Origin of the sequence: Janthinobacterium sp. EB271-G4-7A (genome assembly GCF_020858075.1) — a bacterium.
GTDB lineage: Bacteria > Pseudomonadota > Gammaproteobacteria > Burkholderiales > Burkholderiaceae_D > Janthinobacterium > Janthinobacterium lividum.
Genome location: NZ_JACYMI010000001.1, coordinates 1,635,710 through 1,661,220, shown reverse-complemented (window position 1 = coordinate 1,661,220; position 25,511 = coordinate 1,635,710). Strand labels below are relative to the sequence as shown.

At 62.8% G+C, this 25,511-nt stretch carries 21 protein-coding genes and 1 riboswitch; of the genes, 9 read left to right on the top strand and 12 right to left on the bottom strand.

From position 1 onward, the window contains the following. Nucleotides 1-5: 5 nt before the first annotated feature. From dapE to IGS58_RS07525, 3 genes are all read left to right on the top strand, one after another. The gene (gene dapE, locus IGS58_RS07535) at nucleotides 6-1,142 is read left to right on the top strand and encodes a succinyl-diaminopimelate desuccinylase (RefSeq protein ID WP_230520994.1); all 1,137 of its coding nucleotides are present in this window, start codon (nucleotides 6-8) and stop codon (nucleotides 1,140-1,142) included. 56 nt (nucleotides 1,143-1,198) lie between these two features. After that, nucleotides 1,199-2,089, top strand: coding sequence for a 50S ribosomal protein L3 N(5)-glutamine methyltransferase (gene prmB, locus IGS58_RS07530; protein WP_070282203.1), 891 nt, complete (start codon nucleotides 1,199-1,201; stop codon nucleotides 2,087-2,089). Between the two features lie 138 nt (nucleotides 2,090-2,227). Then, on the top strand, nucleotides 2,228-4,231 hold the full coding sequence (locus tag IGS58_RS07525) for an ATP-binding cassette domain-containing protein (RefSeq protein ID WP_092606050.1): 2,004 nt from the start codon (nucleotides 2,228-2,230) through the stop codon (nucleotides 4,229-4,231). A gap of 37 nt (nucleotides 4,232-4,268) precedes the next feature. Here the strand turns inward: IGS58_RS07525 and IGS58_RS07520 are convergent, their stop codons facing one another. Next, the gene (locus IGS58_RS07520; protein WP_034779394.1) at nucleotides 4,269-4,751 is read right to left on the bottom strand and encodes a chemotaxis protein CheW; all 483 of its coding nucleotides are present in this window, start codon (nucleotides 4,749-4,751) and stop codon (nucleotides 4,269-4,271) included. A gap of 195 nt (nucleotides 4,752-4,946) precedes the next feature. Here IGS58_RS07520 and arfB point away from each other — a divergent pair, with 195 nt between their 5' ends. Beyond that, complete coding sequence (arfB, locus tag IGS58_RS07515) at nucleotides 4,947-5,345, top strand: alternative ribosome rescue aminoacyl-tRNA hydrolase ArfB (RefSeq protein WP_034779396.1); 399 nt, start codon at nucleotides 4,947-4,949, stop codon at nucleotides 5,343-5,345. Here arfB and IGS58_RS07510 read toward each other — a convergent pair whose 3' ends face one another. Together IGS58_RS07510 and IGS58_RS07505 are read right to left on the bottom strand one after the other, a co-directional pair. Continuing rightward, nucleotides 5,346-7,205 (bottom strand): flagellar assembly protein A, encoded by a 1,860-nt coding sequence (locus tag IGS58_RS07510; protein ID WP_230520993.1) that lies wholly within the window; start codon nucleotides 7,203-7,205, stop codon nucleotides 5,346-5,348. It lies immediately after the preceding gene. A 158-nt stretch (nucleotides 7,206-7,363) separates the two neighbouring features. Beyond that, a complete protein-coding gene (locus IGS58_RS07505; RefSeq protein WP_230520992.1) occupies nucleotides 7,364-7,753 on the bottom strand; it encodes a hypothetical protein in 390 nt (129 codons plus the stop codon). A gap of 263 nt (nucleotides 7,754-8,016) precedes the next feature. Between IGS58_RS07505 and ompR the strand changes: the two genes are divergently transcribed. Together ompR and IGS58_RS07495 are read left to right on the top strand one after the other, a co-directional pair. Next, nucleotides 8,017-8,718 carry an osmolarity response regulator transcription factor OmpR gene (ompR, locus tag IGS58_RS07500; protein WP_223278807.1) on the top strand — a complete coding sequence of 234 codons (702 nt, stop codon included), beginning with the start codon at nucleotides 8,017-8,019 and terminating at the stop codon, nucleotides 8,716-8,718. 13 nt (nucleotides 8,719-8,731) lie between these two features. Further along, nucleotides 8,732-10,090, top strand: coding sequence for a sensor histidine kinase (locus tag IGS58_RS07495; protein WP_034779404.1), 1,359 nt, complete (start codon nucleotides 8,732-8,734; stop codon nucleotides 10,088-10,090). 125 nt (nucleotides 10,091-10,215) lie between these two features. Here IGS58_RS07495 and IGS58_RS07490 read toward each other — a convergent pair whose 3' ends face one another. Next, nucleotides 10,216-10,695, bottom strand: coding sequence for an Imm26 family immunity protein (locus IGS58_RS07490; protein WP_034779408.1), 480 nt, complete (start codon nucleotides 10,693-10,695; stop codon nucleotides 10,216-10,218). Between the two features lie 125 nt (nucleotides 10,696-10,820). Next, nucleotides 10,821-11,126, bottom strand: a complete 306-nt coding sequence (locus IGS58_RS07485; RefSeq protein WP_070255786.1) for a ferritin family protein — start codon at nucleotides 11,124-11,126, stop codon at nucleotides 10,821-10,823. 142 nt (nucleotides 11,127-11,268) lie between these two features. Here IGS58_RS07485 and IGS58_RS07480 point away from each other — a divergent pair, with 142 nt between their 5' ends. After that, nucleotides 11,269-12,426, top strand: a complete 1,158-nt coding sequence (locus tag IGS58_RS07480) for an iron-containing alcohol dehydrogenase (RefSeq protein ID WP_034779411.1) — start codon at nucleotides 11,269-11,271, stop codon at nucleotides 12,424-12,426. Nucleotides 12,427-12,504: 78 nt separating this feature from the next. Then, nucleotides 12,505-12,602, top strand: a riboswitch (TPP riboswitch). 85 nt (nucleotides 12,603-12,687) lie between these two features. Further along, nucleotides 12,688-14,853 (top strand): TonB-dependent siderophore receptor, encoded by a 2,166-nt coding sequence (locus tag IGS58_RS07475; RefSeq protein WP_230520991.1) that lies wholly within the window; start codon nucleotides 12,688-12,690, stop codon nucleotides 14,851-14,853. Here the strand turns inward: IGS58_RS07475 and IGS58_RS07470 are convergent, their stop codons facing one another. The 3 genes from IGS58_RS07470 to IGS58_RS07460 all read right to left on the bottom strand — a co-directional run bounded on the left by IGS58_RS07470 (nucleotide 14,854) and on the right by IGS58_RS07460 (nucleotide 16,606). After that, nucleotides 14,854-15,402, bottom strand: a complete 549-nt coding sequence (locus IGS58_RS07470; protein ID WP_230522206.1) for an AAA family ATPase — start codon at nucleotides 15,400-15,402, stop codon at nucleotides 14,854-14,856. Next, complete coding sequence (pnuC, locus tag IGS58_RS07465) at nucleotides 15,402-16,013, bottom strand: nicotinamide riboside transporter PnuC (RefSeq protein ID WP_070282197.1); 612 nt, start codon at nucleotides 16,011-16,013, stop codon at nucleotides 15,402-15,404. The genes IGS58_RS07470 and pnuC overlap by 1 nt, the downstream gene beginning before the upstream one ends. 74 nt (nucleotides 16,014-16,087) lie before the next feature. Continuing rightward, entirely contained in the window at nucleotides 16,088-16,606 is a 519-nt protein-coding gene (locus IGS58_RS07460; protein ID WP_230520990.1) for a DUF2867 domain-containing protein, read from the bottom strand. Between the two features lie 67 nt (nucleotides 16,607-16,673). On the opposite strand from IGS58_RS07460, the gene IGS58_RS07455 reads away from it, so the two are divergent. Next, the gene (locus IGS58_RS07455; RefSeq protein ID WP_230520989.1) at nucleotides 16,674-17,849 is read left to right on the top strand and encodes a TetR/AcrR family transcriptional regulator; all 1,176 of its coding nucleotides are present in this window, start codon (nucleotides 16,674-16,676) and stop codon (nucleotides 17,847-17,849) included. Nucleotides 17,850-17,862: 13 nt separating this feature from the next. Here IGS58_RS07455 and IGS58_RS07450 read toward each other — a convergent pair whose 3' ends face one another. From IGS58_RS07450 to IGS58_RS07435, 4 genes are all read right to left on the bottom strand, one after another. After that, nucleotides 17,863-18,405, bottom strand: coding sequence for a hypothetical protein (locus IGS58_RS07450; RefSeq protein ID WP_230520988.1), 543 nt, complete (start codon nucleotides 18,403-18,405; stop codon nucleotides 17,863-17,865). Nucleotides 18,406-18,523: 118 nt separating this feature from the next. Then, a complete protein-coding gene (locus IGS58_RS07445; protein ID WP_442908356.1) occupies nucleotides 18,524-20,680 on the bottom strand; it encodes a S46 family peptidase in 2,157 nt (718 codons plus the stop codon). A gap of 87 nt (nucleotides 20,681-20,767) precedes the next feature. Next, nucleotides 20,768-22,897 (bottom strand): PAS domain-containing sensor histidine kinase, encoded by a 2,130-nt coding sequence (locus IGS58_RS07440; protein WP_230520986.1) that lies wholly within the window; start codon nucleotides 22,895-22,897, stop codon nucleotides 20,768-20,770. Beyond that, nucleotides 22,894-25,506 (bottom strand): chemotaxis protein CheB, encoded by a 2,613-nt coding sequence (locus tag IGS58_RS07435; RefSeq protein WP_230520985.1) that lies wholly within the window; start codon nucleotides 25,504-25,506, stop codon nucleotides 22,894-22,896. Before IGS58_RS07435 ends, IGS58_RS07440 begins: the two co-directional genes overlap by 4 nt. Nucleotides 25,507-25,511 lie beyond the last annotated feature (5 nt).

Below are 25,511 nucleotides of genomic sequence, written 5' to 3'. Positions count from 1 at the left end.
TACCCATGACCACCTCCAAAACCCTTGCCCTGACCGAAAAACTGATCGCCCTGTCCTCGGTCACGCCCGACGACAAGGGCTGCCAGCAGCACCTGATCGACCTCCTCACGCCGCTGGGCTTTGTCTGCGAGACGATACAGTCGAACGACGTCACCAACCTGTGGGCACGCCGCGGCACGACATCGCCCGTCTTCGTCTTTGCCGGGCATACGGACGTGGTGCCGACCGGCCCCGTCGAGCAATGGCGCTCGCTGCCCTTCATTCCCACGCACCGCGACGGCAAGCTGTACGGCCGTGGCGCGGCCGACATGAAGACCTCGATCGCCGCCATGGTCGTTGCTTGCGAGGAATTCATCGCCGCCACGCCCGGGCATACTGGCTCGATCGCCTTTCTGATCACCAGCGACGAGGAAGGCCCGGCCACGGATGGCACCGTCATCGTCTGCGAGCAATTGAAGGCGCGGGGCGAGCAGATCGACTATTGCCTGGTGGGCGAGCCGACCTCGAGCGCGCAGCTGGGCGACATGATCAAGAACGGCCGCCGCGGTTCGCTGTCGGGCCAGCTGACGATCAAGGGCGTGCAAGGCCATATCGCCTACCCGCACCTGGCAAAAAACCCGATTCACGAAGCGGCGCAGGCGCTGGCCGACCTGGTCGAGGAAAAATGGGATGCCGGCAACGAGTACTATTTGCCGACCTCGTGGCAAATGTCCAACATCAACGCGGGCACGGGTGCCAATAACGTGATTCCCGGCGACATGGTGATCGATTTCAATTTCCGCTTTTCCACGGCCAGCACGGCGGAAAACCTGCAGGAACGGGTCCACGCCATTCTCGACAAGCATGATTTGCAATACGATTTGCAGTGGACCCTGAGCGGCCTGCCCTTCCTCACGCCGCGCGGCACCTTGAGCGATGCGCTGTCCGCCGCCATCCTGGAAGAAACGGGCATCACGACGGAGCTGTCGACCACGGGCGGCACCTCGGATGGCCGGTTTATCGCGCAAATCTGCCCCCAAGTGATAGAATTCGGGCCGCCCAATGCCAGTATTCACAAGATCGACGAGCACATCGAATTGCGCCACATCGATCCCCTGAAGAATATTTACCGGCGCACGCTGGAGCATTTGCTGCCCGTCTGAACCAGAATACCGAGGCCCGTCACGGCGGGCCAGAACACCGTCTTTTCGAGAATGCCATGACCCCGAACCCGTTTTCCACGCCACGCGACCTGCTGCGCTACGCCGTTACCCGTTTCAATACCGCCAAGCTGTTTTTCGGCCACGGCAGCGCCGAAGCGTTCGACGAAGCGGCCTATCTGATCCTGCACACCTTGAAGTTGCCGCTCGACAAGCTCGAACCCTTCCTCGACGCCAAGCTGCTGCCGTCGGAAGTGGCCAGCGTGATGAGCGTCATCGACCGCCGCAGCATCGACCGCGTGCCGGCCGCCTACATCACCAAGGAAGGCTGGCTGGGCACGTATAACTTCTACGTCGACGAGCGCGTGATCGTGCCCCGCTCCTTCATCGCCGAACTGATCCCTGAATACTTCTCGCCATGGGTGGCGGAACCGGAAGCCGTGGAAAACATCCTGGAACTGTGCACCGGTTCGGGCTGCCTGGCTATCATGATGGCCGATGCCTTCCCGAACGCCGCAGTCGACGCCGTGGACATTTCCGCCGACGCGCTGGCCGTGGCCAAGCGCAACGTCGACACGTACAAATTGCAGGACCGCGTCACCCTGATCGAATCGGACCTGTACGCCAACGTGCCGGCCAAGAAATATGATTTGATCATCAGCAACCCGCCATACGTGAATTCCGCGTCGATGGGCGCCCTGCCCCAGGAATACCTGGCTGAACCGCAAATCGCCCTCGACGGCGGCAGCGACGGCATGGACCTGGTGCGCAAGATCATCGCCGGCGCGGCCGAGCGCCTGACGGACGACGGCATCCTGATGATTGAAATCGGCAACGAACGCGCCTACGCGGAAGCGGCCTTCGGCGAGCTGGGCCTGACCTGGCTGACGACCAGCGCCGGCGACGACATGGTCTTCCTGCTGACGGCCGAGCAGTTGAAGCTGGTTTAATGGAATTGGTAGGTCGGATTAGCGTAGCGTAATCCGACATGCCTGTGCGGCACCCGTCGGATTACGTCCTTCGGACTAATCCGACCTACACGATGTTTTTACGGCGGGGGTCAAAGCCCAGCCTTTACAAAGAAAAAAATGATACGTTTCCTACAAGTAAGCCTGATGCGCGGCATCAAACCGTTGCTCGAACAAGTCGATGTCACCCTCAATCCGGGCGACAAGATCGGCCTGATCGGCGCCAATGGCGCGGGCAAATCGAGCCTGTTCGCCATGATGCGTGGCGAATTGCACCCTGACCAGGGCGAGATCGATTTCCCGGCCAAATGGCGCGTGGCTTACGTGGCGCAGGAAACGCCGCCCCTGGACCGTGCCGCGCTCGACTATGCAATCGACGGCGACGTCACCCTGCGCAAACTGGAAGCGGAACTGGCGCGCCTGGAATCGGAGCCTGCCACGTCGGAAAACGGTATCGCCATCGGCGAAATCTACAGCGCCATGGCCGATGCCGACGCGTATACCGTGCAGTCGCGCGGCGAGCAATTGCTGCTGGGCCTGGGCTTCACCCTGGACCAGATGCAGCAACCGGTGGCCAGTTTCTCCGGCGGCTGGCGCATGCGTTTGAACCTGGCGCAAGCGCTGATGTGCCCGTCCGACCTGCTGCTGCTCGATGAACCGACCAACCACTTGGATCTGGACGCCATCATCTGGCTGGAAGACTGGCTCAAGCGCTACGCCGGCACCCTGCTGATCATTTCCCATGACCGCGACTTCCTCGATGAAGTCGTCAACGTGGTCGTGCATATCGACGAACGCAAGCTGAAGCGCTATTCGGGCAACTACTCGAGCTTCGAGCGCCAACGCGCGGCGCAGATGATCCTGGCCGCCGGCGCGCTGGAAAAGCAGCAGCGCAAACGTGCCCATCTGGAATCGTTCGTGAACCGCTTCAAGGCGCAAGCCTCGAAGGCCCGCCAGGCGCAAAGCCGCATGAAGGCGCTGGCGAAGATGGAAGAGCTGGCGCCATTGCGCGCCGCCGCCGAATTCTCGTTCGAATTCCGCGAGCCGCTGTCGGCACCAAACCCGCTGCTGGTGATGGAAGACGTCGATGCGGGCTACAAGATCGAGAACGAAGCGACGGGCGAAATCACGCATAAAACCATCGTCAACGGCATCAAGTTTTCGCTGCAGATCGGCCAGCGCATCGGCCTGCTGGGACAGAACGGCGCCGGCAAGTCGACCCTGATCAAGACCATCGCCGGCGAACTGATGCCGCTGACGGGCGACGCCACCATGGGCAAGGGCCTCAACATCGGCTACTTCGCCCAGCACCAGGTGGAAATGCTGCGCCACGACGAATCGCCGCTGTGGCATCTGGCGAAGATCGCCCCGACCGTGCGCGAGCAGGAACTGCGCAACTTCCTGGGCGGCTTCAACTTCCCCGGCAACATGGTCACGGCGTCCATCGCACCGTTCTCGGGCGGCGAAAAAGCCCGCCTGGCGCTGGCCCTGATCGTCTGGCAGCGTCCTAACCTGCTGCTGCTCGATGAACCGACCAATCACCTGGATCTGGAAACGCGCGAAGCGCTGACGGAAGCGCTGGCCCAGTTCGAAGGCACCCTGGTCGTCGTTTCCCATGATCGCCACTTGCTGCGCGCCACCACGGACGAATTCATCATCGTTGCCGACGGCAAACTGCAACCGTTCGACGGCGACCTGGACGACTACAAGGATTGGCTGTTCAAGACCAAGCTGGGCAAGGGCACGGACGTGCTGCCGGCCGCCGGCAAGGCCAACAAGACTGACTTCCCCGTGACGTCTTCCGTACCTTCGCCGGTAGCCGCCGCCCCGGCCCCTGCCGCGCCCGTGCGCGACAAGCGCAAGGAAGCGGAAGACCGCCAGAAGGCCGCCGCCCTGCGCAAACCGATCGAAAACAAGATCAAGCGCCAGGAAGAGCAGATCGCCAAGCGCAATGCGCAAAAGGCGGAAACCGACGCCAAGCTGGGCGAGCCGACCATCTATGACGCGGCCAACAAGGCCAAGCTCAAGCAATTGCTGGCCGACCAGACCTTCTTCACCAAGGACCTGGCGCAGCTGGAAGCGGAATGGCTGGACTTGCAGGATCAGTTAGAGAAACTGGGCTAACGCAAAACACCAAGACGACTCCCGGGTCGTCTTTTTTTTAGGCTGCCTGCATGGGACTGGGGCTGCGGATCGCCATCAGGCGGTCGATATCGACAAGGATCAATCGGCGCCCCGCCACCGTGCCCAGGCCCAGCAGGTAATCGGCTTCCGCCTCGCCCAGGCCGGGCACGGCGGCGATGTCGCTGGCGGCCAGGCTGACGATATCAGTGACGCCATCGACCACCATGCCCATCACGCCATTGCTCAGCTGCAAAATAATCACGTCGGTGGCCGGGTCGGGCGCGCCGTGGGCGCTGCCAAACGCGGCGCGCATGTCGACGATGGGGATGATTACGCCGCGCGAAACGGCCACGCTGTGCAGCACTTCCCCTTCCGAGGAAAAACGGTCGAGTTCCTTCAGAGGACGCAATTCCCGCACACAACGGTAATCGAGGCCGTATTCCAGGCCGCCCAGCCGGAAGCTCAAGTACTGCGTCAGGTATTGGGTCGTTGCGGCGCCAGGCGTGGTCGTGGGCTGCATGGTGTTCCTTTCATCCGGTAGGCGCTGCCAGGATGCGCAGTGGCGCAACGTTGGCCCCATGCTAACCAGCATCGCCGCAGGCGGCGTTGAGAAACATCAACTTTCCCGGAAGGCAGCCTGGCCTCGGCGCCGGGCCTTGCGCCGGCGCAGCCATCTTCCCTTACAATACCAACATCATCCCCCAACAGGCAGGCCATGCAACACCTCGTCAACCCCGCTGAAGTTGAATTTTCCGCCATCCGCGCCCAGGGCCCGGGCGGGCAGAACGTCAACAAGGTGTCCAGCGCCATCCATCTGCGCTTCCCCATCGCCGCCTCGTCGCTGCCGGAAGCGTACAAGGAGCGGCTGCTGGCCCTGCGCGACAGCCGCATCAGCAAGGATGGCGTGCTGGTGCTCAAGGCGCAGCAGTCGCGCAGCCAGGAGCAGAACAAGGAAGAAGCCTTGCGGCGCTTGCAGGAAATCATCGACAGCGTGACCTTCCTGCCCGCCGTACGCCGCGCCACCAAGCCCACGCGCAGCTCGCAGCGGCGCCGTCTCGACAGCAAGAGCACGCACAGCGTCCTCAAACAATCTCGCGGCAAGGTTATCGACTGATCAGAGTGGCGGCTGGTAGGTCCAGTCCAGGCTGCCCATGCTGTCCGCGAACACGGGCTGCGTGGCCGGCGTGGCGCTGCGCAGCAAGGCCTTGATTTCCTTCGGCGGCCGGTCGTAGACCTTGGCCGGACCGGGCGGCACGACGAGGGCGCGCACCGTCGTCTCGCCATCAATCAGGCTCAGGGTGCAGCGCGACTGGCCCGCCGTTGCCTGCCGCTCCTGGCGCACTTGCTCCACCAGCGCCAGCATCTGCGCGTGCAGGATTTCCGACTGTTTTACCTCCACGCGCAGCCGCGCCACCTCTTTCAGGACGGGAGCGATGCGCGCGGCCAGCTTGTCGTACTGTACCTGTTGCGTTGCTTGCAGTTGCAATTCGCCACGCCGCAGCTGACCCGCCAGGGTCAGGTAATTGCGTACCTCGGGCAATTGCGCGATGGCATCGATTTCCTGCTGGCGCTTGTGCTGCACCTGCAGGAATTGCGCCGCCTTCGCCAGGCTCTCGGCGATCTTTTGTTCCAGCGCACTCAAGTCGGGCACCAGCGGGAACAGCAGCATCTCCACCTGCTTGCGGGGACCGGCGCTGCCGATGCGGATGGTGCGCGCCGCCACGGCGCAGCCTTCGGCCAGTTCGATGACGACCTCGTCGGCGATGATCTCGCAATTGCTGGCGCTGTCGATCACTACGCGCGTGCCGGCGATGACGCAACTTTCCGCGCGCTTCACATGCACTTCGCCGCTCAGCGCCTGCAGCACGGAGCCGGAAGCGACGCCCTCGACGCGCACGTCGCCATGCTCGTTGAAGGCCGTGCCGCCCACCAGGTTGCGCTGCAGCCATATTAATCCGCCATGCGAGTGCAAGTGGCCGTAGACGTCGCCATGGATGGTGATGTCGCTGCCGTCGAGCTGGCGCTGCTCCTGCACTTCGCCGTACTCCTCGTAGGCGGCGCTCAGCTTCAGATTGCCCGTCGTACGGCTGCTGACGCCTTCGCGGCTGACGATCTTGTTTTCGATGGACATCTTGCCGTGTTCATCGACATTCACATAGCCATCTTGCGTGGCCACGACGAAATCGCCATCGCTGAAATGCTCGACCGCCGTGCCTGGCCCCGCCACGGTGGCCAGGTCCAGTTCCATCGGCGCGGGCGGCGGCAGCGCCTTGCCGGCCAGGTCGTAGCCAGGCAAGCCGGGAGTCCCCGGCAGCAGACGCAGCAGGCGCGCGTGTTTTTTCACTTGCGGAAAGCGGTTCTTGAAGCTGAGCAAATCCAGGCGGCCATCGGAGCGTTCGCGCGGCGCATCGTCGCGGTGGATGCCTTGCGATACTTCGACCAGCTGGGCGTCGCGCCCCGGCTGTGGCGGCAGCACCCGCGCCACCGTGATGCGCTCGGCCTTGCCGCTGGCAAGAATGGCGCGCACGGCCGCGCTATCGATGCCATAGTGCACGCCCTTGCACCACAGGTCGGCCACCAGCTCGTCGAATTCGCGGCGCGCCGGCACCTGGCCGTCCGCGTCCGCAGGCAAGGCTTCAAAGTAAAATTCGGCGCTGTCGCCACGGATCTTGATTTGTTTGTACAGCGCGCGGCGCGCGGGCGGAAATGGCCCCACGCGCACGGCGATGCGCAGCAGGGCATCGCCCTTGGGCGCGGCGCGGGGAGCGGGGGCATGGAACAGGGTCAGCAGGAACAAACCGTAATCGAGGCCGGCCAGCAGCTGGCCCGACTGGAACAGCTGCTCGACGGCGGTGCGCAGCTGCGCCGGCGCCAGCGACAGGTCAAGGAACACGCCCTCGTCGCGCTGGACCAGGCCGTGCGGCAAGCCGCCTGCGGGGACCGCATCCGGAACGGGTGTGTCGTCGTCGCTCACGCCTTGCCTCCCCCAGCAGCCATTTCAAAGAATTGCCTCCGTGCACTAGAACAATATCACGGGGCGGGGCCGTGTGCCTGACTGAGCAACAATGCGGGCGGCCAGATGCAAACAGGGCCATGTCTTGCGAGATGGCCCTGTCGGAGGGGGATGGCTGGCTAGCGGCGCGGGGGATTCGAGTAAATGTCCTGCCCCACTTCGTTGATCTGGCGGCGCAGGTCGCGCCGTTCGTCGGGCGTCATGCGGCCCGTGCGGCGCGAGGCGTCGGCGCCTTCGTTGGCACGGCGCTGCTCTTCTGCGCGCGTGTCGAAACTGCGTGCGTCACGCTGTTCGCGCAGTCGCGTATCATTGCTGTTGCTGCGCTGTACCTGTTCATACCGCTGGGCCTGCATTTGCTGCTGGTCGTCACGGCGTGGCGGCGGCTGGTTTTGCGCTGCCGCCAGGCTGGCGGCAAACACGGAACAAAAGGCAAATGCGGACAGCACGGTCGTACGGGCAGCAATAGCTGCGCTGGGAGCGGCGTGAATTTTTTTAGTAAAGATATTCATTGAGTTCCTCTTCCGCGATGCCGTATAAACTAAAGCTGATTTCCACTGTGGCCCCAGTGTATGATGCTTTACATGGTGCAGTAAGAGTAATTGGGTAAAGTTTGTAACACTTTGTAATGGGTCGCCACAGCCCCTTGCCGACGCCGCGCGAGGCGTTACTATAGCAACTAATATAAGATAACACGACACCCTAAATGACCACAACCTCCACTTCCGGCAGCAATACAACAACGCAATCGATCCACGGCCACCAGGCAAAAATCATGGTAGTCGATGACGATGTGCGCCTGCGCGATCTGCTGCGGCGCTACCTGACCGAACAGGGCTTCAATGTCTTCACGGCAGAGAGCGCGACGGCCATGAACAAACTGTGGCTGCGCGAACGCTACGACCTGCTGGTGCTCGACCTGATGCTGCCGGGCGAAGACGGCCTGTCGATCTGCCGCCGCCTGCGCGGCGCGGGCGACCAGACGCCGATCATCATGCTGACGGCCAAGGGCGAGGACGTGGACCGCATCGTGGGCCTGGAAATGGGTGCCGACGATTACCTGCCGAAACCATTCAATCCGCGTGAGCTGGTGGCCCGCATCGGCGCCGTGCTGCGCCGCAAGGGTCCCGATGAAATCCCGGGCGCGCCGTCGGAAACGCCGCAAACCTTCGAATTCGGCGACTTCGTGCTGGACCTGGGCACGCGTACCCTGAAAAAGAATGGCGAAACAGTGCCGCTGACGACCGGTGAATTTTCGGTGCTGAAAGTATTTGCCCGCCATGCGCGCCAGCCGCTGTCGCGCGAGAAACTCATGGAACTGGCGCGCGGCCGCGAATACGAAGTGTTCGACCGCAGCCTGGACGTGCAAATCTCGCGCCTGCGCAAACTCATCGAACCTGATCCGTCGAGCCCGCTGTTCATCCAGACCGTGTGGGGCTTAGGTTACGTCTTCATCCCGGACGGACAGCCGCGCTGATCGCAGGCGAGGCATGATGAAGCTTTTTCCCGATATCAGCCTGGCGCGGCTGAAAAGCGGCTTGTTCTGGCGCACCTTTTTGCTGCTCGGCACCTTGACCACGGTCAGCATGATCGCCTGGTTCAGCATGATTTCCTTCATCCAGCGCGAGCCGCAGGCGCAGCAGATTTCCGCCCAGATCATTTCCGTCGTCACCATCACGCATGCGGCACTGACGCACTCGGCTCCCGAGCTGCGCCGCGAGCTGCTGTTCGATCTCGTCAGCAATGAAGGCATCCGCATCTTCTCGCTGGAAGAGGACGACCGCATCGAGCCGCCGCCCGACAATTACCTGATGCCCGACATCGAGGCGCTGGTGAAGGCCAAGCTGGGCAAGGACACGCGCTTTTCCGCGCGCGTCAACGGCGTGGCCGGCTTCTGGGTCAGCTTCAAGATCGACGACGACGAGTACTGGCTGATGCTGGACCGTGAGCGCCTGCGCGGCCTGACGGGCTTCCAGTGGCTGGGCTGGGCCAGCCTGGTGTCGCTGCTGTCCCTGCTGGGCGCAGCCATCATTTCCAGCCTGATCAATCTGCCGCTGTCGCGTTTGACGGCGGCCGCGCGCGACATCGCCAAGGGCAAGCAGCCGGCGCCGCTGCCGGAAAAGGGCCCGATCGAAATCATCGAGGCGAACCGCAGCTTCAACCAGATGGTCGATGATCTGAAACAGGTGGAATCGGACCGCGCCGTGATTTTGGCCGGCATTTCGCACGACTTGCGCACGCCGCTGGCGCGCATGCAGCTGGAAGTGGAAATGGCGAACCTGTCGGACGAGGCGCGCGAAGGCATCCAGTCCGATATCGGGCAGATGGATGCCATCATCGGCCAGTTCCTCGACTACGCCAAGCCGACGGAAGCGTCGAGTTTTACGGACGTCGACCTGAGCGGCCTGCTCAGCGACATGACGCGCGAAGCCATGCGCCTGCCGGATGTGAAGATCAACGCCAGCATCGCCGACGGCGCGCATGCGATGGGCAACCCCACCGACCTGCGCCGCGTGCTGAACAACCTGATCGAGAATGCGCGCCGTTATGGCAAGACGCCGGGCAGCGACGTGACGGAAATCGACATCGCCTGCCAGGTGCGCACCAGCCACGGCGCGAAAAAGGTCATCATCGAAGTGCAAGACCACGGCACGGGCGTGCCGGCAGAAAAGATCGAGCAACTGATGAAGCCGTTCACCCGCCTCGACACGGCGCGCGGGCAGGCAAACGGCGCCGGCCTGGGCCTGGCCATCGTCGACCGCGTGCTGCTGCGCCATGGCGCCGAATTGCAAGTGCGCAACCGCGAAGGCGGCGGCCTGGCGTTTCAGATCAGCTTGCCAGCGGCGTAGGTCGGATCAGCGAGGCCTTGCCTCGCCTAATCCGACAACATTGTTGGCTATTCCTGTCGGATTACGCGCCAGGCGCTAATCCGACCTACGCTACCGGCTCCGGCGTTTCCGCCGCCCGACAACGGTCACGCGGACGCCTGCTCTTGCGCCAGCAATTTATTCATCAGCAATTCCGTCGCCCCGTAGCCGTACAGGGAATCGCTCTCCATGCCCGGCGTATCGAAGGGGATCGATTCCTCGCGGTTCAGCTTGGCAGGGTCGGCGTCCGCATAGCTGGCGCGCCAGGCGCGCTGCAAGGATTCATTGCGGCGGATAAAGGCCGGCATGGGCCAGGCGTCGCGCTCCCAGTGGAGGCTGTCACCCAGCAGGGGCCAGCGCTCGTTGAGCAGGGCCATGTCGCCCGTGCGCAGGCGGCGTACGGCCTGTTCCGGCCGCAAGCCTTCCAGCTCATCGAGCGTCGGCAAGCTGTCGCGCTTCGGCCCAAACATATACGCCAGCATGATGCGCCCGGCAGGCGCCCTGCGCGCCACCACGCCGACGGCATAGCCGCCGCCCGGCAAGGGCACGGCAAACCAGCTGCCTTCTCGGTATGGTAATGATCTCATTTCTTGAAGCCCCCTGGAATACACCGGACAGCAGCTGCTATCCGACGTTAAATTTAATTAGGGGCACAGTCTACGCGAAACGATGCAAAAGTGGCGCATGGTACGCCACAGCAACAAACCAATAGTTACAATATTTTCTCGTCATAGTGATACTGGGCAACAATCGGTCCCGCCTTGAACAGCGCTTCCTTCATGGCCGTATCCAGGCGCGCATCGCGGCGGCGCATCCATTCGAGCAGCATGGATATTTCGCGCCGGCTGGTGTCGCCCGCATGCGCCAGCACGCGGCGCAGTTCCGGGTCCGTGCACGCCTCGAAACGCTGGCTGTTCAAGTCCAGCGCCTGCAGCGCGGCGATGGCAGCGCCGATGGCGCGGTGCATATCGAGCGCGGTGGCCGGCAAGCCGGATTCTTCCAGTGGGACGTTGGTCATGCGCATTCCTTTTCGCGTGGTGGTGACATCGGCTGCATTCTCCACCGCGCGGGCGAAAAGCTCAAGCGTCCACGACACGTTTCCACCCGTTCGGCCATAATCATGGCTCAGCAACAGCCTAAACCCCAGCGGCAGGAGCCCCATGTTCAATTTCGACTTTTACAATCCGACGCAAATCCTCTTCGGCCAGGGCCAGATCGCCGCCATCACGGCGCTGATCCCGCCGCATGCCAGAGTGCTCATGACGTATGGCGGCGGCAGCATCAAGCAGAACGGCGTCTACGATGAAGTCAAGGCGGCGCTGGCCGGCCATACCTTGCTGGAATTTGCCGGCATCGAACCCAATCCCAGCTATGAAACCCTGATGCAGGCCGTGGCCATGGTGAAAAGCGAGCGCATCGATTTCCTGCTGGCCGTCGGCGGCGGTTCCGTGGTCGATGGCACCAAATTCATCGCCGCGGCCGCCCTGCATGAAGGCGAGGCGTGGGACATCCTGGCCAAAGGCGGCAAGATCGTCGAGGCCGCCCTTCCCTTCGGCACGGTATTGACGTTACCGGCCACGGGTTCCGAAATGAATGGCTCGGCCGTGATCACGCGCAAGGCCACGCAGGAAAAGCGCTCGTTCATGAGCCGCAAGGTGTATCCGAAATTCTCCGTACTGGACCCCTCGAAAACATTCACCTTGCCGCTGCGCCAGGTGGGCAATGGCGTCGTCGATGCGTTTGCGCATGTCATGGAACAGTATTTGACCTACCCCGTGAACGCGTCGGTGCAAGACCGCTTCGCCGAAGGCATTTTATTGACCCTGATCGAGGAAGGCCCGAAAGCCCTGTCGCACCCGGACGACTACGACGTGCGCGCCAACGTGATGTGGAGCGCCACCCTGGCCTTGAACGGCCTGATCGGCGTGGGCGTGCCGCAGGACTGGTCCACGCACGCCATCGGCCATGAATTGACGGCCTTGTACGAGCTCGACCATGCCCAGACCCTGGCCATCATCCTGCCCAGCATGCTGCGCGTGCGCAAGCAGGCCAAGCGCGCCAAACTGCTGCAATACGCGGCCCGCGTGTGGGGACTCGACGGCGGCGACGAGGATGGCCGCATCGAGGCCGCCATCGCGCGCACGGAATTCTTCTTCCGCCACATGGGCGTCAAGACGCGCCTGGCCGACTACGGCCTGAACCACGCCAGCGTGGATGCCGTCGTGTCCGCCCTGGAAGCGCACGGCATGACGGCGCTGGGCGAGCAGCGCGAAGTGACGCCCGCCGTCAGCCGCAAGGTGCTGGAACTGAGTCTGTAGCGCAGTTTGCAAATTCCAGCCACACTGTTGTAAAACGGTCAGCCAGGGGGACAGCTGGCCGTGGTTCATGCTAAGCTGTCATTTCGCTAGGGGTCCTGGAGTCGTTATCCGGGTGAGAGATACCCTTCGTACCTGATCTGGATAATGCCAGCGAAGGAAAGCGCAAAGTACCTCCCTCCTTTGATAGCTCCTGCGTTGGCGCCAGCCGAACAAGCAGCCTGCCGTGCTCTTTACAGAGACGGCTTGAACCACGAGCAATCTATGTCCACACCGAATTTATCCGTTTCTGTACTGACCCTGGCCATCCTGCACGCGTTTGCCGCGCCTGCCTTTGCTGCGAACGACACCGCCGAAGCCGCCGATCCGCAGGCCCAAAACATGGCCGAAGTCGTCGTCACGGCAAGCAAGGCGCCGGCCGCCAAGCGTGCCTCCGTGGGCGGCTTTGCCGACGCGCCGCTGCTGCAGACACCGGCGTCCGTCACCGTCATTTCGCAAAAAGACATGCAGGACTTGCAGATCCGCAATCTCAGCGATGCCGTCAAGCTCGACGCCAGCATCAACGAATCGTACAACGCCGTCGGCTACGCGGAACAGTTCACCATCCGCGGCTTCAAGCTCGACACGAACTCCAGCTACCGCAAGGATGGCGTGGCCATTCCTGGCGACACGCAAATTCCGCTGGAAAACAAGGAACGCATCGAAGTCTTAAAAGGCCTGGCCGGCTTGCAGGCAGGCGTGGCCGCGCCTGGCGGCGTGATCGACTTCATCGTCAAGCGCCCCACCGCCGCACCGCTGCGCACCGTCACCGTGGAAGCGCGCGAACGGGGCACCGTGTATGGCGCCGTCGACCTGGGCGGACGCCTGGAAGACACGCGCTTCGGTTACCGCGTCAACGTGGCGGCCGAGCGCCTGCGTTCCTACATCAAGGGTGCGGACGGCAACCGTCGGTTCATTTCCGGCGCCTTCGACTGGCAGATTTCCCCGCAAGCGCTGCTGCAGCTCGACGCCGACTACCAGGACAAGGCGCAGGTCACGGCGCCCGGCTTCCAGCTGCTGAGCAACGGCAGCCTGCCGGCCAACGTCAGCGCCGACGCCATGCTCAACAAGCAACCGTGGACGCATCCGGTGGAAACCGTCACCAGCAACCTCGGCCTGCGCTTCCAGTACGCCTTCAATGACGACTGGCACGCCACCCTGTCCGCCAACCAGCACTCGTTCAAGCGCGACGACTACACGGCGTATCCGTATGGCTGCAGCCCGGAAGGCTGGGCGCCCGTCTTCTGCAGCGATGGCGATTTCTCCGTATGGGACTTCCGCAGCCTGGGCGAGACGAAAAAGCCGCTGAGCGCGCAAGCCATGATCCAGGGCAAGTTCGCCACCGGCAGCCTGCGCCACGAATTCACTGCCGGCGTGTCGTACTTCAACCGCAAGGACCGGGCCGGCAAGTACGTGTACGACGAAGTGGGCATCAGCAACATTTATCGACCCGTCATCGTCGCGCCATCCGACGGCGTCACGGGCCCCGTGCGCCTGGTACGCAACGACAAGGAAAAATCCGTCTTCGTGCAGGACATCGTCAGCCTGGCGCCCAACTGGAAGCTGCATGGCGGCCTGCGCCACATCAATGTGGATGGCTACCAGTATGTGCTGAAGGCCGACAAGGAAATCCGCGCCAAGCACGACTTCCTGTTGCCGAACGTGGCGCTGGTGTACAACCCGCAAGACAATATCGCCGTGTATGCATCGTATTCGCAAGGCATGGAGCACGGCGGCACGGCCGACCGCTACGCGGAAAACGCCAATGTGGAACTGACGCCGAGCCGCTCGAAGCAGATCGAATTGGGCGTGAAGGCGGACCTGACGCAGGACTTCATGGTGGCCGCCACCCTGTTCCAGATCCGCAAGGGCCTGGAATTCAACCAGTACCTCGACAGCAGCATGAGCACCTACAACTTCGTGCGCGCGGGCCAGGCCCAGCACCGTGGCCTGGAATTGTCGGCCCAGGGCAAGGCATCGGCCAACCTGAACCTGGGCGCGTCCGTCACGGCCCTGAACAGCCAGCAATCAGGCACGGGCAGTGCGGACTACGATGGCAAGCGCGTGCCCAACGTGCCGGCCTTCAAGGCGGCCGTGCACGCGGACTACGCCGTGCAGCAGGTGGCAGGCTTGAGCGTGAATGGCAGCTGGGAATATGCGGGCAAAAAGGCGTTTGAAAACAACAACACCACCTTCGTGCCGTCGTACAGCGTGTTCAACCTGGGTGCCGCCTGGGCCACGCGCCTGGCCGGCACGCCAGCCGTGCTGCGCGCCACCGTCAACAACGTGACGGACAAGTTCTACTGGCGCGATGTGACTCCGGAAGCAGGCGGCTACCTGTTCCCGGGTGCAAGCCGCACCTTGAAGGTGTCGGCGCAATTCGACTTTTAATTAAGTTGACGTAAAGGCAGGCGCCGCATCGAGCGCCTGCTGCAGCAAGGGCGCCGCCTGTTCCAGGCGCGCCTCCAGGCTGTCGTGCAGCACGTGGTAGGCGATGCCGCGCGCATCGAGCTCGTCGAGCAGATAGCGGTAGATCAGCTGGCGCACGGCTTCCGACTCGCGCTGCAAGCCATCGGCCACCCACGGGCTGTCGGGCGCCGTCACCAACGTCAGGTCGTACTGCGTGGCATCGGCCAGCGCCGCCAGCGGCGCATCGGCGCCATTGAAATAATGGCGGCTGTAGACCACCGTCATCAACGGCGTCGTATCGCAAAACAGGAAATGGCGCGCCTGCGCGGTGGCGGCCGCTTCGCGTTCGACTTGCATTCGCGCAATGCCAAACTGGTCGGCCGCGACGGGCACCCTGCCCTGCTTCTCGACAAATTCGCGCAAGTATTCCGGCACCCACACGGTGCCGTAGCGTTCGGCCAGGGCGGCTGCCAGGGTCGACTTGCCCGACGATTCCGCGCCCAGGATGGCCACGCGCACGCAACGCTCCATCACTTGAGGACCATCGCGCTCGGCGCGGCCGGGGCCGACTTTCTCCACGCCAGCAAGCCGATGATGGCCATCACGACGAAGAAGGCATACAGCACGGCCGTCAGGGTCAGTCCCTTGTGCAGGTATAGCCACACATACAGCACGTCGACGATGATCCAGGCGATCCAGTTTTCCAGTTTCTTGCGCGACAGCAGGAATTGCCCCACCAGGCTGCCGGCCGTGAGGAAGCCGTCCGCATGGGGCACGTCCGTATCCGTCGTCGTCAGCAGCCAGGCGATCAGCAGGAAGCCGACCAGCCAGCCTGCGGCGCACGCCATCCAGCCGCGTCCATCGAGGCGCGTGACGGGCAGGGTCTTGCCGCCGCTGGCCGGGTGCAGCCACTGGTACCAGCCCCAGAACGAGACGCTGATAAACAGCAGTTGCAAGGCCATGTCGCCATACAGGCGCGATTCGAAAAACACGAAACCGTAGGCGGCCGAGGAAATGATGGCGAACAGCCACGCCCAGTGATTCTGGCGGATGTTCAGCGCAACGGTTGTCAGTGCCAGGACAAAGGAAATCAGTTCAAGCGGCGTGGTGGCAAAACCCAGCAGGAGAAGCGTATCGTTCATGGGAATCGTGATGAGGCTGGTGGTGCAGTATGCAATACCGGCCATGAATAAGCAAGATTGCCAGCTCAGTGCGCTCAGGCAAAGCCGCCCTTGACGGCGCGTGCCAGCGAACGCTGCACGATCAGCTTGTGGAAAGGCCGGATCATCAGGATGTAGGCACGTCCCACCCCGTTATGGCAATGCACGACGCTGGACATGGTGATGCTGCCATGCGGCCCCGCGTCGCGGTGGCGCAGCACCGACAGGCGGAAATCCAGGTGGCTGTCATCCTCGCCCACGATGATTTCATCGTCGCTGACGGCAAAGATGCGGAAGATGCCGATGCGCTTGCCGGGCCGCGCTTCCATCTGTTTTGCCGTCCGGATACCGAAGCGCGCCACAATGGCGTCGCGCACCACCATCAGCTTGCGCGCCCAGCCCGGCTGGCTGCCCAGCAGCACGCGCGCCAGGCTTTCCATGTCCATCTGGCGCGCCTGCGCAGTCGGCAAGTCGACGGCATACGCGTCGGCCAGGTTGCTGCCCGGATACAAGGGGGCGATGCTGGCGCCTGGCGGCAAGGCCACGGCGCGTACCACGTTGCTTATCTCTTGCATGTGCTCTCCATGTGTTCAGTGATAACATGGCCATCATACACGACAATGTGAACAGCGATAACATAGAATGACAAGCACAAGTACTTACCATCACGGCAACCTGCGCGACACCCTGGTCGCCGCCACCATCGCGCAACTGGCGCAGCAAAGCGACGCCACCCTTTCCCTGCGCGAACTGGCGCGCACGGTGGGCGTGTCGATCGCCGCCGTGTACCGCCACTTCCCCAGCAAGGAAGCCTTGCTGGCCGACGTGGCGGCAGCCGGTTTCGCCAGCCTGATCGCCAAATGGGAGGCAGAACTGCCGCCGCAGGGCAGCCTGCCCTCCGAACAGCGTTTTCAGCTGCTGGGCCAGCAATACATCGAATTCGCCCTGGCCGCACCGGCCCACTACCGGCTGATGTTCGAACACCAGGACGTGCGCCAGTTCCCCGCCCTGCTGGAAGCGGCGCAAGCGTGCTTCCAGTACGTGTTGCAGACGGCCGGCGCGGCCGTGCGCGAAGCGGGCCTCGACCCGCGCTGGGACAAGGCCGCCGCCAGCGCCGGCTGGTCGCTGGGCCATGGCTACGTGATGCTGCTGCTCAGTGGCCGCCTGGCCATGGCGGACGGCGGCGACGATTTGTCGCCGGCGATGGTGCCGCGGTTTTTCCAGTTGCCGGTGGAGGCACTGCGGCAGGCTGCCTTGCCAGGCGGGACAACCGTCATCAAGTCAGATGGACCCAGTGATCGGCGAGTGCCAACGTCAGGAACTTTCATGCGCAACATATCGATAGACACGCTCTCGGTGACCGCCAGGCAATGCATTGCCGTAAGCTGCCTGCAACGCTTTTGCCAGCGCTTTGACATTCACCATCCGGCGCTGTCCGCGTTCGCCGGGCACGTCTGGAAAGTGGCGCAGCTCGCGCCTGGGGATTTTGCCGCCTGGGAACGCGGCTTTGCTTGCCTGGCCGTCACGGGCATGGGCGATCCCTTGCCGGGCGACCTCCGCCTGGCCATCCCCGGGCACCTGCTCGGCACGCTGGAGCAACTTGTCGGGCATGTGCTGGAAACGAGCGCCTGTACCTGGTATGGCGATGACCTTCCGGCAAGCCGGCGGCAGCTGGAAGCCGTCCTTGATCTCTGTGCCAGGCATGACGTGGCCGTGCCGCAGCTTGCGCACTATGCCCAGCACGATGCGGCGCTGCGCGGCGGCTGGGGGCCGGTGCTGACGGACGCGGAAGTAACGGCCTGGCAAGCCCTGATCTAGCGTTCAGTGCCCATCAGGCACGGCTTGCCAGCGCCGCCAGCCGCACCTGCTCGAGCAGCCGCTCCTCTTCATCCGTATCGGCGTCGACCTGCGTGACCACGGTCCAGAATCGCGGGCAGGTCCTGATCTGCTCGAACGCATGGCTCGTTTCTAGCCGCACCATGGTTTTCCTCAGGCTGTGCAGATAGCCTTTCTCGATGGCATCGAGCAACTCGTCATCGGCAGCATCGATCAGCTCGAGGAGCGCGCCTTCGATCCCTGCATGGCCCTCTTCCCACAGCCGGCCGATTTCCGGCACATCGACTTCCATGCACTCGTTCGACCAGTCCGGCGGGTAATCACCGCGCTCCCTGTTGTCGGGATCGGTGTCAAAGCTCAGCGAAAGGGACGGGAACGAAACGGCGTTGAAGGCAAAGGCTGAAAATGCCTGATCCTTGAAAGCGGACGCGCCCAGCAGCGCCAGCGATGCGCTGGCCAGCATGAACCAGGTTGCTTCGACGTCGTATGCAGTTTCGAACGCGTGCCAGTCAGGCGGAAAATCGGGAGTCGGGGGCATGGGAACCTGTCGAAAAAGAATAGCGGTGGATAGTGCGAGGAATTATACGTGGCACAGCCGCAAAAAAGCCGCATCGGCCCTGCGGCGGATGCGGCTTTGCGCTAACGCAAGTTAAAGCTTACTTCTTGGCGGCTTTCACTGGCTTCGGATACTTGATCGTCATTTCCTGCAGCAAATTATCCGCATGGTCCACTTCCTTCATCACCCACAGCATGTAGCGGATGTCGAGGTGGATGGCGCGCGTGATGGCCGTGTCGAAGTACCAGTCCTTGGTGATCGATTCATACGTCGAATCGAAGTTCAGGCCGATCAATTCGCCGCGCTTGTTCATCACGGCCGAGCCGGAATTGCCGCCCGTGGTGTCGGCGCTGGTGAGGAAGTTGACGGGCACCGTGCCCAGCACCGGATCACGGAACTGGCCGTAGCGTTTTTGCTTGACGGCGTCAATCAGGCCTTGCGGCGCTTCGAACGGGGCCTTGCCCGTGACTTTCTCAACGATGCCTTCCACGGTCGTGAACGGCCCCTTGGTCAGCCCATCGCGCGGCGAGTACGGCGAGACCGTGCCATAGGTCACGCGCAGGGTCGAGTTGGCGTCAGGATAGACCGGTTTGCCTTGCGACTTTTTCCAGGCAATCACGGCTTGCATGTATTGCGGAATCACGCGTTCCAGGTTGCCGTCGATTTCCTTGCGGCGCTCTTCCAGCGCCGCTTCGACCGGCTGCAGCTTGATGGCCAGCGCCATGAAGGCGTCGTCGGATTGGGCAACAGCGGCCTGGTCCTTCTCCAGCCAGGCCAGGCGCTTGGCCGTGTCAGCCAGTTGCGTCTGCTGGTACAGGGCCGCCACGGCAGCTGGCGCCGGCAGCAGCGCGTCCAGGCCTTGCGGATGGCTCTTCGCCGCCAGTTGCGCGTAACGCTTCAGACCGGCTTCAAAACGCGCCTGGTCGACCTTGTTGACATACGACTGTTCCAGGCGGGCCAGACGGGCCTTGATGAAGGCCAGGTCGCGCTGCTGGAAGCCCGACTCGCGCTCGGCGTCCGCCTTCTGGCGCTCCAGCGACAAACGGTAGAGGGTGCGCGCGCTTTTCAGCAAGTCGCTGTTGGTGGCCACGCTCCAGGCGAACTCTTCTTCGCTCAAGGCCATGTCGCTGGCGATCGCCGCATCCAGTTCGGCCAGCAGGGTCGGCGACACGTTCGGCTGTTTCGCGTACCAGGCGCGGAACTCGGCATCCTGCACGTCCTTGATGGCGGCGATGTCCTTGCGCGCGAAACCGTCGAGCAAGCCCTGGGTTTTCTTCAGCACGTTGTTGATGCTTTTCACCACGCTCGCATAGCGCACGGCAGCGGCAGCGTCGCCATTCGTGGCGTCAGCCATCACGGCCAGGTCCGCTTGCAGTTCCGACACTTTCAAAGGGAAGGCCGTATCGCGCGCGAAGCGGATTTCCGCCGGCAGCTTGTAGCGGCTGGTGCGGCCGGGGTAGCCCGCCAGCAAGATGCCGTCACCGGCCTTCAAGCCTTCTGCCGAGACCACCAGGAAATCCTTCGATTTGTACGGCACGTTGTCGGGCGACGGGTCGGCCGGACGGCCATCCTTGCCCACGTAGGCGCGCAGGAACGAATAATCGCCCGTGTGGCGCGGCCATTCGTAGTTGTCGATATCGCCGCCGAAGTTGCCGATCTTGTCCGATGGCGCGTACACGAGGCGCACGTCGCGTATCATCATCTGGCGGATGCGGTAGTACTCGAGGCCGCGGTGGAAGGCGGGCACGGAGCAGCGGTACATCTTGTCCGTTTCGCATTCGGCGATCAGGTCCTTGACGCGCTTTTCCACGGCTTCGTGGCGCGCGCGGCCGCTCATGTCGGCCGTCAAGCCTTTCAGGACGCGCTCGCTGACGTTCTCCACCTTGTCCGTCACATACACGAGGCTGTTCGGACCGCCCGGCAGCTCTGCGGCGCGCGTCTTGGCCAGGAAGCCGTTGGTGATGTAATTGTGTTCCGGCGTGGAATTGCGCTGCACGGCACCATACGCGCAATGGTGGTTCGTCACCACCAGGCCGGCGTCGGAAACGAAAGCGGCCGAGCAGCCGCCCAGCGACACAATGGCGCTCATCGGGTGCTTGCTCAGGTCAGCCAGTTTTTCTGCAGGAATTTCGATGCCGACCCGTTTCAGTTCGGCTTTCAGCTGTGGCAATTGGTGTGGTTGCCACTGCCCTTCGTCGGCGTGTGCGCCGGCGAACGCGCCCAACAAGGCGACTGGTAAAACGATTGTTTTGAACAAGATATGCCCCTCCATAAATAGCAGGCGAAAGTATAGCCTGTCCAGGCGGCATGAGTCGGCAAAAATTAACCCATTGCAATTTCTGTATCAGGCGGCCGGCCGCCCCGTCCCCTGCAAGGGAATCTGCAGGGCCAGGCGGCAACCGGCGCCCGATGCCGGCATGCCGACCTCGAATTGCCCGCCCAGCGCCGTCACCCGCTCGGCGATGCCGATCAGGCCGAAGCACTGTTTCTTGCGCTGCTGCTGCGGCGTGATGCCGATGCCGTTGTCGCTGATGGCCATATACACGGCGCAGGCATCCGAGCTGAGTTCGATCTCTACCTGGCTGGCCTGGGCATGGCGCATGACGTTGCTGAGCGCTTCCTGCACGATGCGGAACAGCACGATCTCGACCTGGCTGCCGATGGAGGAAAACAATGCCTCGTCGCGTATCAGCAGCTGGCAAGCGATGCCGCTGCGCTTGCGGAAGTCGCCCACCTGCCACTCGATGGCGGCTTGCAAGCCAAGGTCCAGCGCCATCGGGCGCAGCTCGTTCATGATGCCGCGCACGCTCTTGATCGTGGTGTCGACGTTGCTGAGCACAGCGCCGACGCGGCGGTGCAGGCGCGGATGGGAACGTTCGGTGCGCGCGCTGAGCATGGAAATATCGATGCGCAGCGCCAGCAGGTTTTGCCCCAGCTCATCGTGGATATCGCGCGAGATGCGCTTGCGCTCGTCCTCCTTGGCCGTTTCCAGGTGCAGCGCCAGCTGGCGTAGCTGCGCATGCGACTGGCGCAGGGCGCCATCCATCAGCTTGCGTTCGGTGATATCCGTATGCGCCACCACCACGCGCAGCGGCCCTTCGCCGAGGAAGCGGCTGATCCTGGCCTGCGACCAGCGGGGGCCGGCGCGCGTGGCAAACTCATACTCGAGCGCAAACGTGTCCGCATTGCCGGCAATGACGGCGCGGATGCCGGCGGCCAGCTCGCGCCCGGCGCTGCGCTGCCAGCGCGGGTCCAGTTCGCAAAACTCCAGGTAATTCTGCGGTTTTTGCATCTGCCCGACAAAATCCAGGCACGCCTGGTTGGCATGCGCGACGCGGCCCGCCCGGTCCAGCACCAGCACGCGGTCCGTCAATGAATCAATGGTGGCGTGAAAGAAGCGCTCCGCATCGCGCAAGGCTTCCTGCGCCCGCTCGCGCTGGTGTACTTCCAGCTGCAGATGCTGGTTGGCCCGCAGCAATTCGGCCGTGCGGTCGACCACGCGCTGGTCCAGCTCGCGGTGCAGCTCGCGCAAGTCCGCTTCGGCCAGCTTGCGCTCGGTGATGTCGGAAAACACGCCGACGAAATGGCTGATCGCGCCATCCGGGCTGCGCATCGGCGTGATCGACAGCGACTCGACGAAGCGCTCGCCATTCTTGCGACGGTTCACCAGTTCGCCATACCAGCTGCCATCCTGGTGCAGGCTGCGCCACATGGCTTCATAGAAATGCGGCAAATGCGTGCCGCCGCCGAGGAAGGACGGATCGCGGCCGATGGCTTCCTCCGCCTGGTAGCCGGTAATGGTGGTGAAAGCGGGATTGACGGAAATGATGCGGTTGGCGCTGTCCGTCACCAGCACGCCTTCGCGGATACTGTCGAGTATCACAAAAGCGCGCCGCAAGGCCGATTCGCGCGCGTGCTCGTCGCCCAGGTCCGTCACCACCATGCGCGCCGTGGCGCTGTCCGCATCGTAATTTGCCTCGATGCGCACCATGCCGCTCATGCCACCCGCTTCGCCTTCGAACAATTGCGCTTCAAGCACCTGGCGCGCACCGTTGGTAAAGACCGCATCGAGGAAGCGGCGGAAGTCCCCTTGCGCCTGCGGCGCGACGAATTGCTCGAAACGCCGTCCCAACAGCCGGTTCTTGTCGCGCTGCAGCAAGCCGCAGGCCGCTACGTTGACGCGTGTGATGACACCCCCGCGCGCCAGCGAGAAATAGCTGACGGGCGCCTGCTCATACAGCTGCGCATAACGGTCGCGGCTGCTTTCAAATTCATTCTTCAGCTGCTCCAGTTCGGCCAGGGCCGCGCTCTGCATTTCCAGCTCGATCTGGCTGACCTGCAGCTCATGCAGCTGGCGCATCACGTCTTCATTCGACTGCGGCGGCGCTACGGGCTGGCGCTGCTGCGTCGCCAATTGCTCGGCCTGCTCTCGCAACCTGGCCGGCCCGCTCTCCTCGTCGAATGGTTCGCTCATGACGCGCGCTCTCCTGCTTTCCCGTCTGCCACGGCGCCGGCCTGGATCTGGCGCAGCTGGGCTTCCAGTACCTTTGACTCGGTAATGTTAATAAAGGTCACGACCACGCCATCAATGACATTTTCCACCGTGCGGTACGGCATGATGCGCACGTTGTACCAGCGCCCGTTCTTGGTCTGCACCTGCCGCTCGCAAAACACCAGGCTGCGGATGACCTCCAGCGCGTCCACTTCCAGGTTCGGGTAGGCGAGGTCGTTGACGATGTCGCTGAGCGGACGGCGCAGGTCCGTCTGGATCAGCTTGTAGATTTGCGTGGCCGGCGCCGTGAAGCGGCGGATGCGCAGCTCGCTGTCGAGGAAAATGGTGGCGATATCGGTACTATTGAGCAGGTTTTTCATGTCGCTGTTGACCAGCGACAAATCGTCGACCTTCGATTGCAGCTCCGCATTGACCGTGTACAGTTCTTCGTTCAACGACTGCATTTCTTCCTTCGAGGTGGTCAGCTCTTCGTTCGCCGATTGCAACTCTTCATTGGTCGATTGCAATTCCTCGTTGGCCGACTTGAGTTCTTCGCGCGAGGTCTGCATTTCATCGCGCACGGCCTGGATTTCATTGCGTGCCTGGATCAGCTGCTGCTCCAGTTCCAGCACCTTGGGGTTCGGCGAGCGGCCCCGGCGCGGGGAGGCCGCCAGCGGCACGCTGGCAAACGTGACGAAGACCATGCCGCTCAACGCTTCGGGCTGGTGCAAGGATTCCGCCGTCAGATCCACGCCCTGCGGATGTCCCGCGTGATCCTTGAGCACCAGGCCCTTCAGGCGTACGAGGCCGTCGCTTTGCAGCGCCTGATTGATCAGGCCGGCCAGCTCGTAACGCAAGCCCTCGCGCGCCATCGCGTGGATATTCCAGTTGGCCTTGCCTGCCGCCGGTTCCAGGAAGGCGCCCGTGCGCCCGTTGATATACAGGATGTCCCCATCCTGGTTCAACAGCACGGCCGCAGGCGAATATTTCTGGAGCAATAATTGCTCGACATGGGATTGGATTTTTCCGGGCATGCTGACTTCTCTCGTGTCACTGGGGGTAGGAGGAGTGGCCGACGATACCTTCGTGGGAAAGTACGTCAGCAAGCGCTGGCGCGCCAGGTTGTCGAGGCGGCGGTACAGCCGGGTCGATGTCGTCAGCGGCGCGAACAGCTCGGAAAAATGTCCGGGCGTGTCGGCGCTGCCCAACAGCAAAACGCCATCGCGGTTCAAGGCGTAGTGAAACAGGGGAATCAAACGCTGCTGCAACTTGGCATTGAGGTAAATCAACAGGTTGCGGCAACACAGGATATCGAGCTTGGTGAACGGCGGATCCGAAATGATGTTTTGCTGGGCAAAGATGATCATGTTGCGGATCTCTTTCCTGACCAGGTAATCGGTCTTGTCCTGCAAGAAAAACCGTTCCAGGCGCTCGGTCGACACATCGCTGCTGATCGTTGTCGGAAAGCGGCCCTGGCGCGCGCGGTCGATGGCGTCGGCCGACAGGTCGGTGGCAAAAATCTGCAGGCTGTACTTCGACGGCGGGTTGCTGCCGGCCACCACTTCATGGAACACCATGGCCAGCGAATACGCTTCCTCTCCCGTGGAACAGGCAGGAATCCAGGCCTTGAAGGCACGCCCGTCCGGGTGGGCGGCCAGCATCTGCGGCAAGACCACCATTTTCAGGTATTCCCACACTTTCGGATCGCGGAAAAAATTCGTCACGCCGATCAGCAATTCCTTGAACAGCAAGTCGATTTCCCCGGGATTGTTGCGCAGGTAGGGAATGTACTCTTCCATCGATGTCATCTGGTACAAGCTCATGCGGCGCTCGATGCGGCGCAGCACCGTATTGATCTTGTAGTCCGAGAAGCTGTTGCCCGTATGTTCGGACAGCAAGGCGACAATTTCCTGCAAGGAATTGCGTCCGCTCGGCTCCTTGCCCGGCAACTCCAGGAAACTGCTGCGAAACAGGTAACTGATGATCTTTTCCGGCATCTTGTCGGGAAAATCGACGAGGTCCACCGCGTCGGCGGCGATGGCACTTTGCGGCATCATGTCGAACTTGGCCGTATCGGGATGCTGGGCCAGGGTCAGGCCGCCCGCCTGCTTGATGGCCTGCAAGCCGCGCGTGCCGTCGCTGCCCATGCCCGACAGAATCACGCCCACGGCCAGTTCGCCCAGCTCGGCCGCCAGGTTTTCAAAGAAAGCATTGATGGGCAAGCGGTGTCCGCGCAGCTGCAGCGGCTCGCTGAGCAGGAAACGTCCCTTCGACAGGCCCAGGTCGGCATTCGACGGTATCACATAGATATGATTGGGCCGCAATGCCGCCTGGTGCGTGATTTCCGTGACGGGTATGCTGGTAGCCCGCTGCAGCAGCTCCGGCAACAGGGCTTTTTGCGTGGGATCAAGGTGCTGGATCACCACATAGGCGATGCCGCTTTCCAGCGGCACATGGGTCAGGAAAGCGACAATAGGGTCGAGTCCGCCAGCGGAAGCGCCAATGGCCACCACGGGGAAACCGATGGTGGGCGCTTCAGGAACAGTAGGCAGGCTGACCAGACTGGTTTTGCTGCGTTTGCGGGTTATCATCGTCT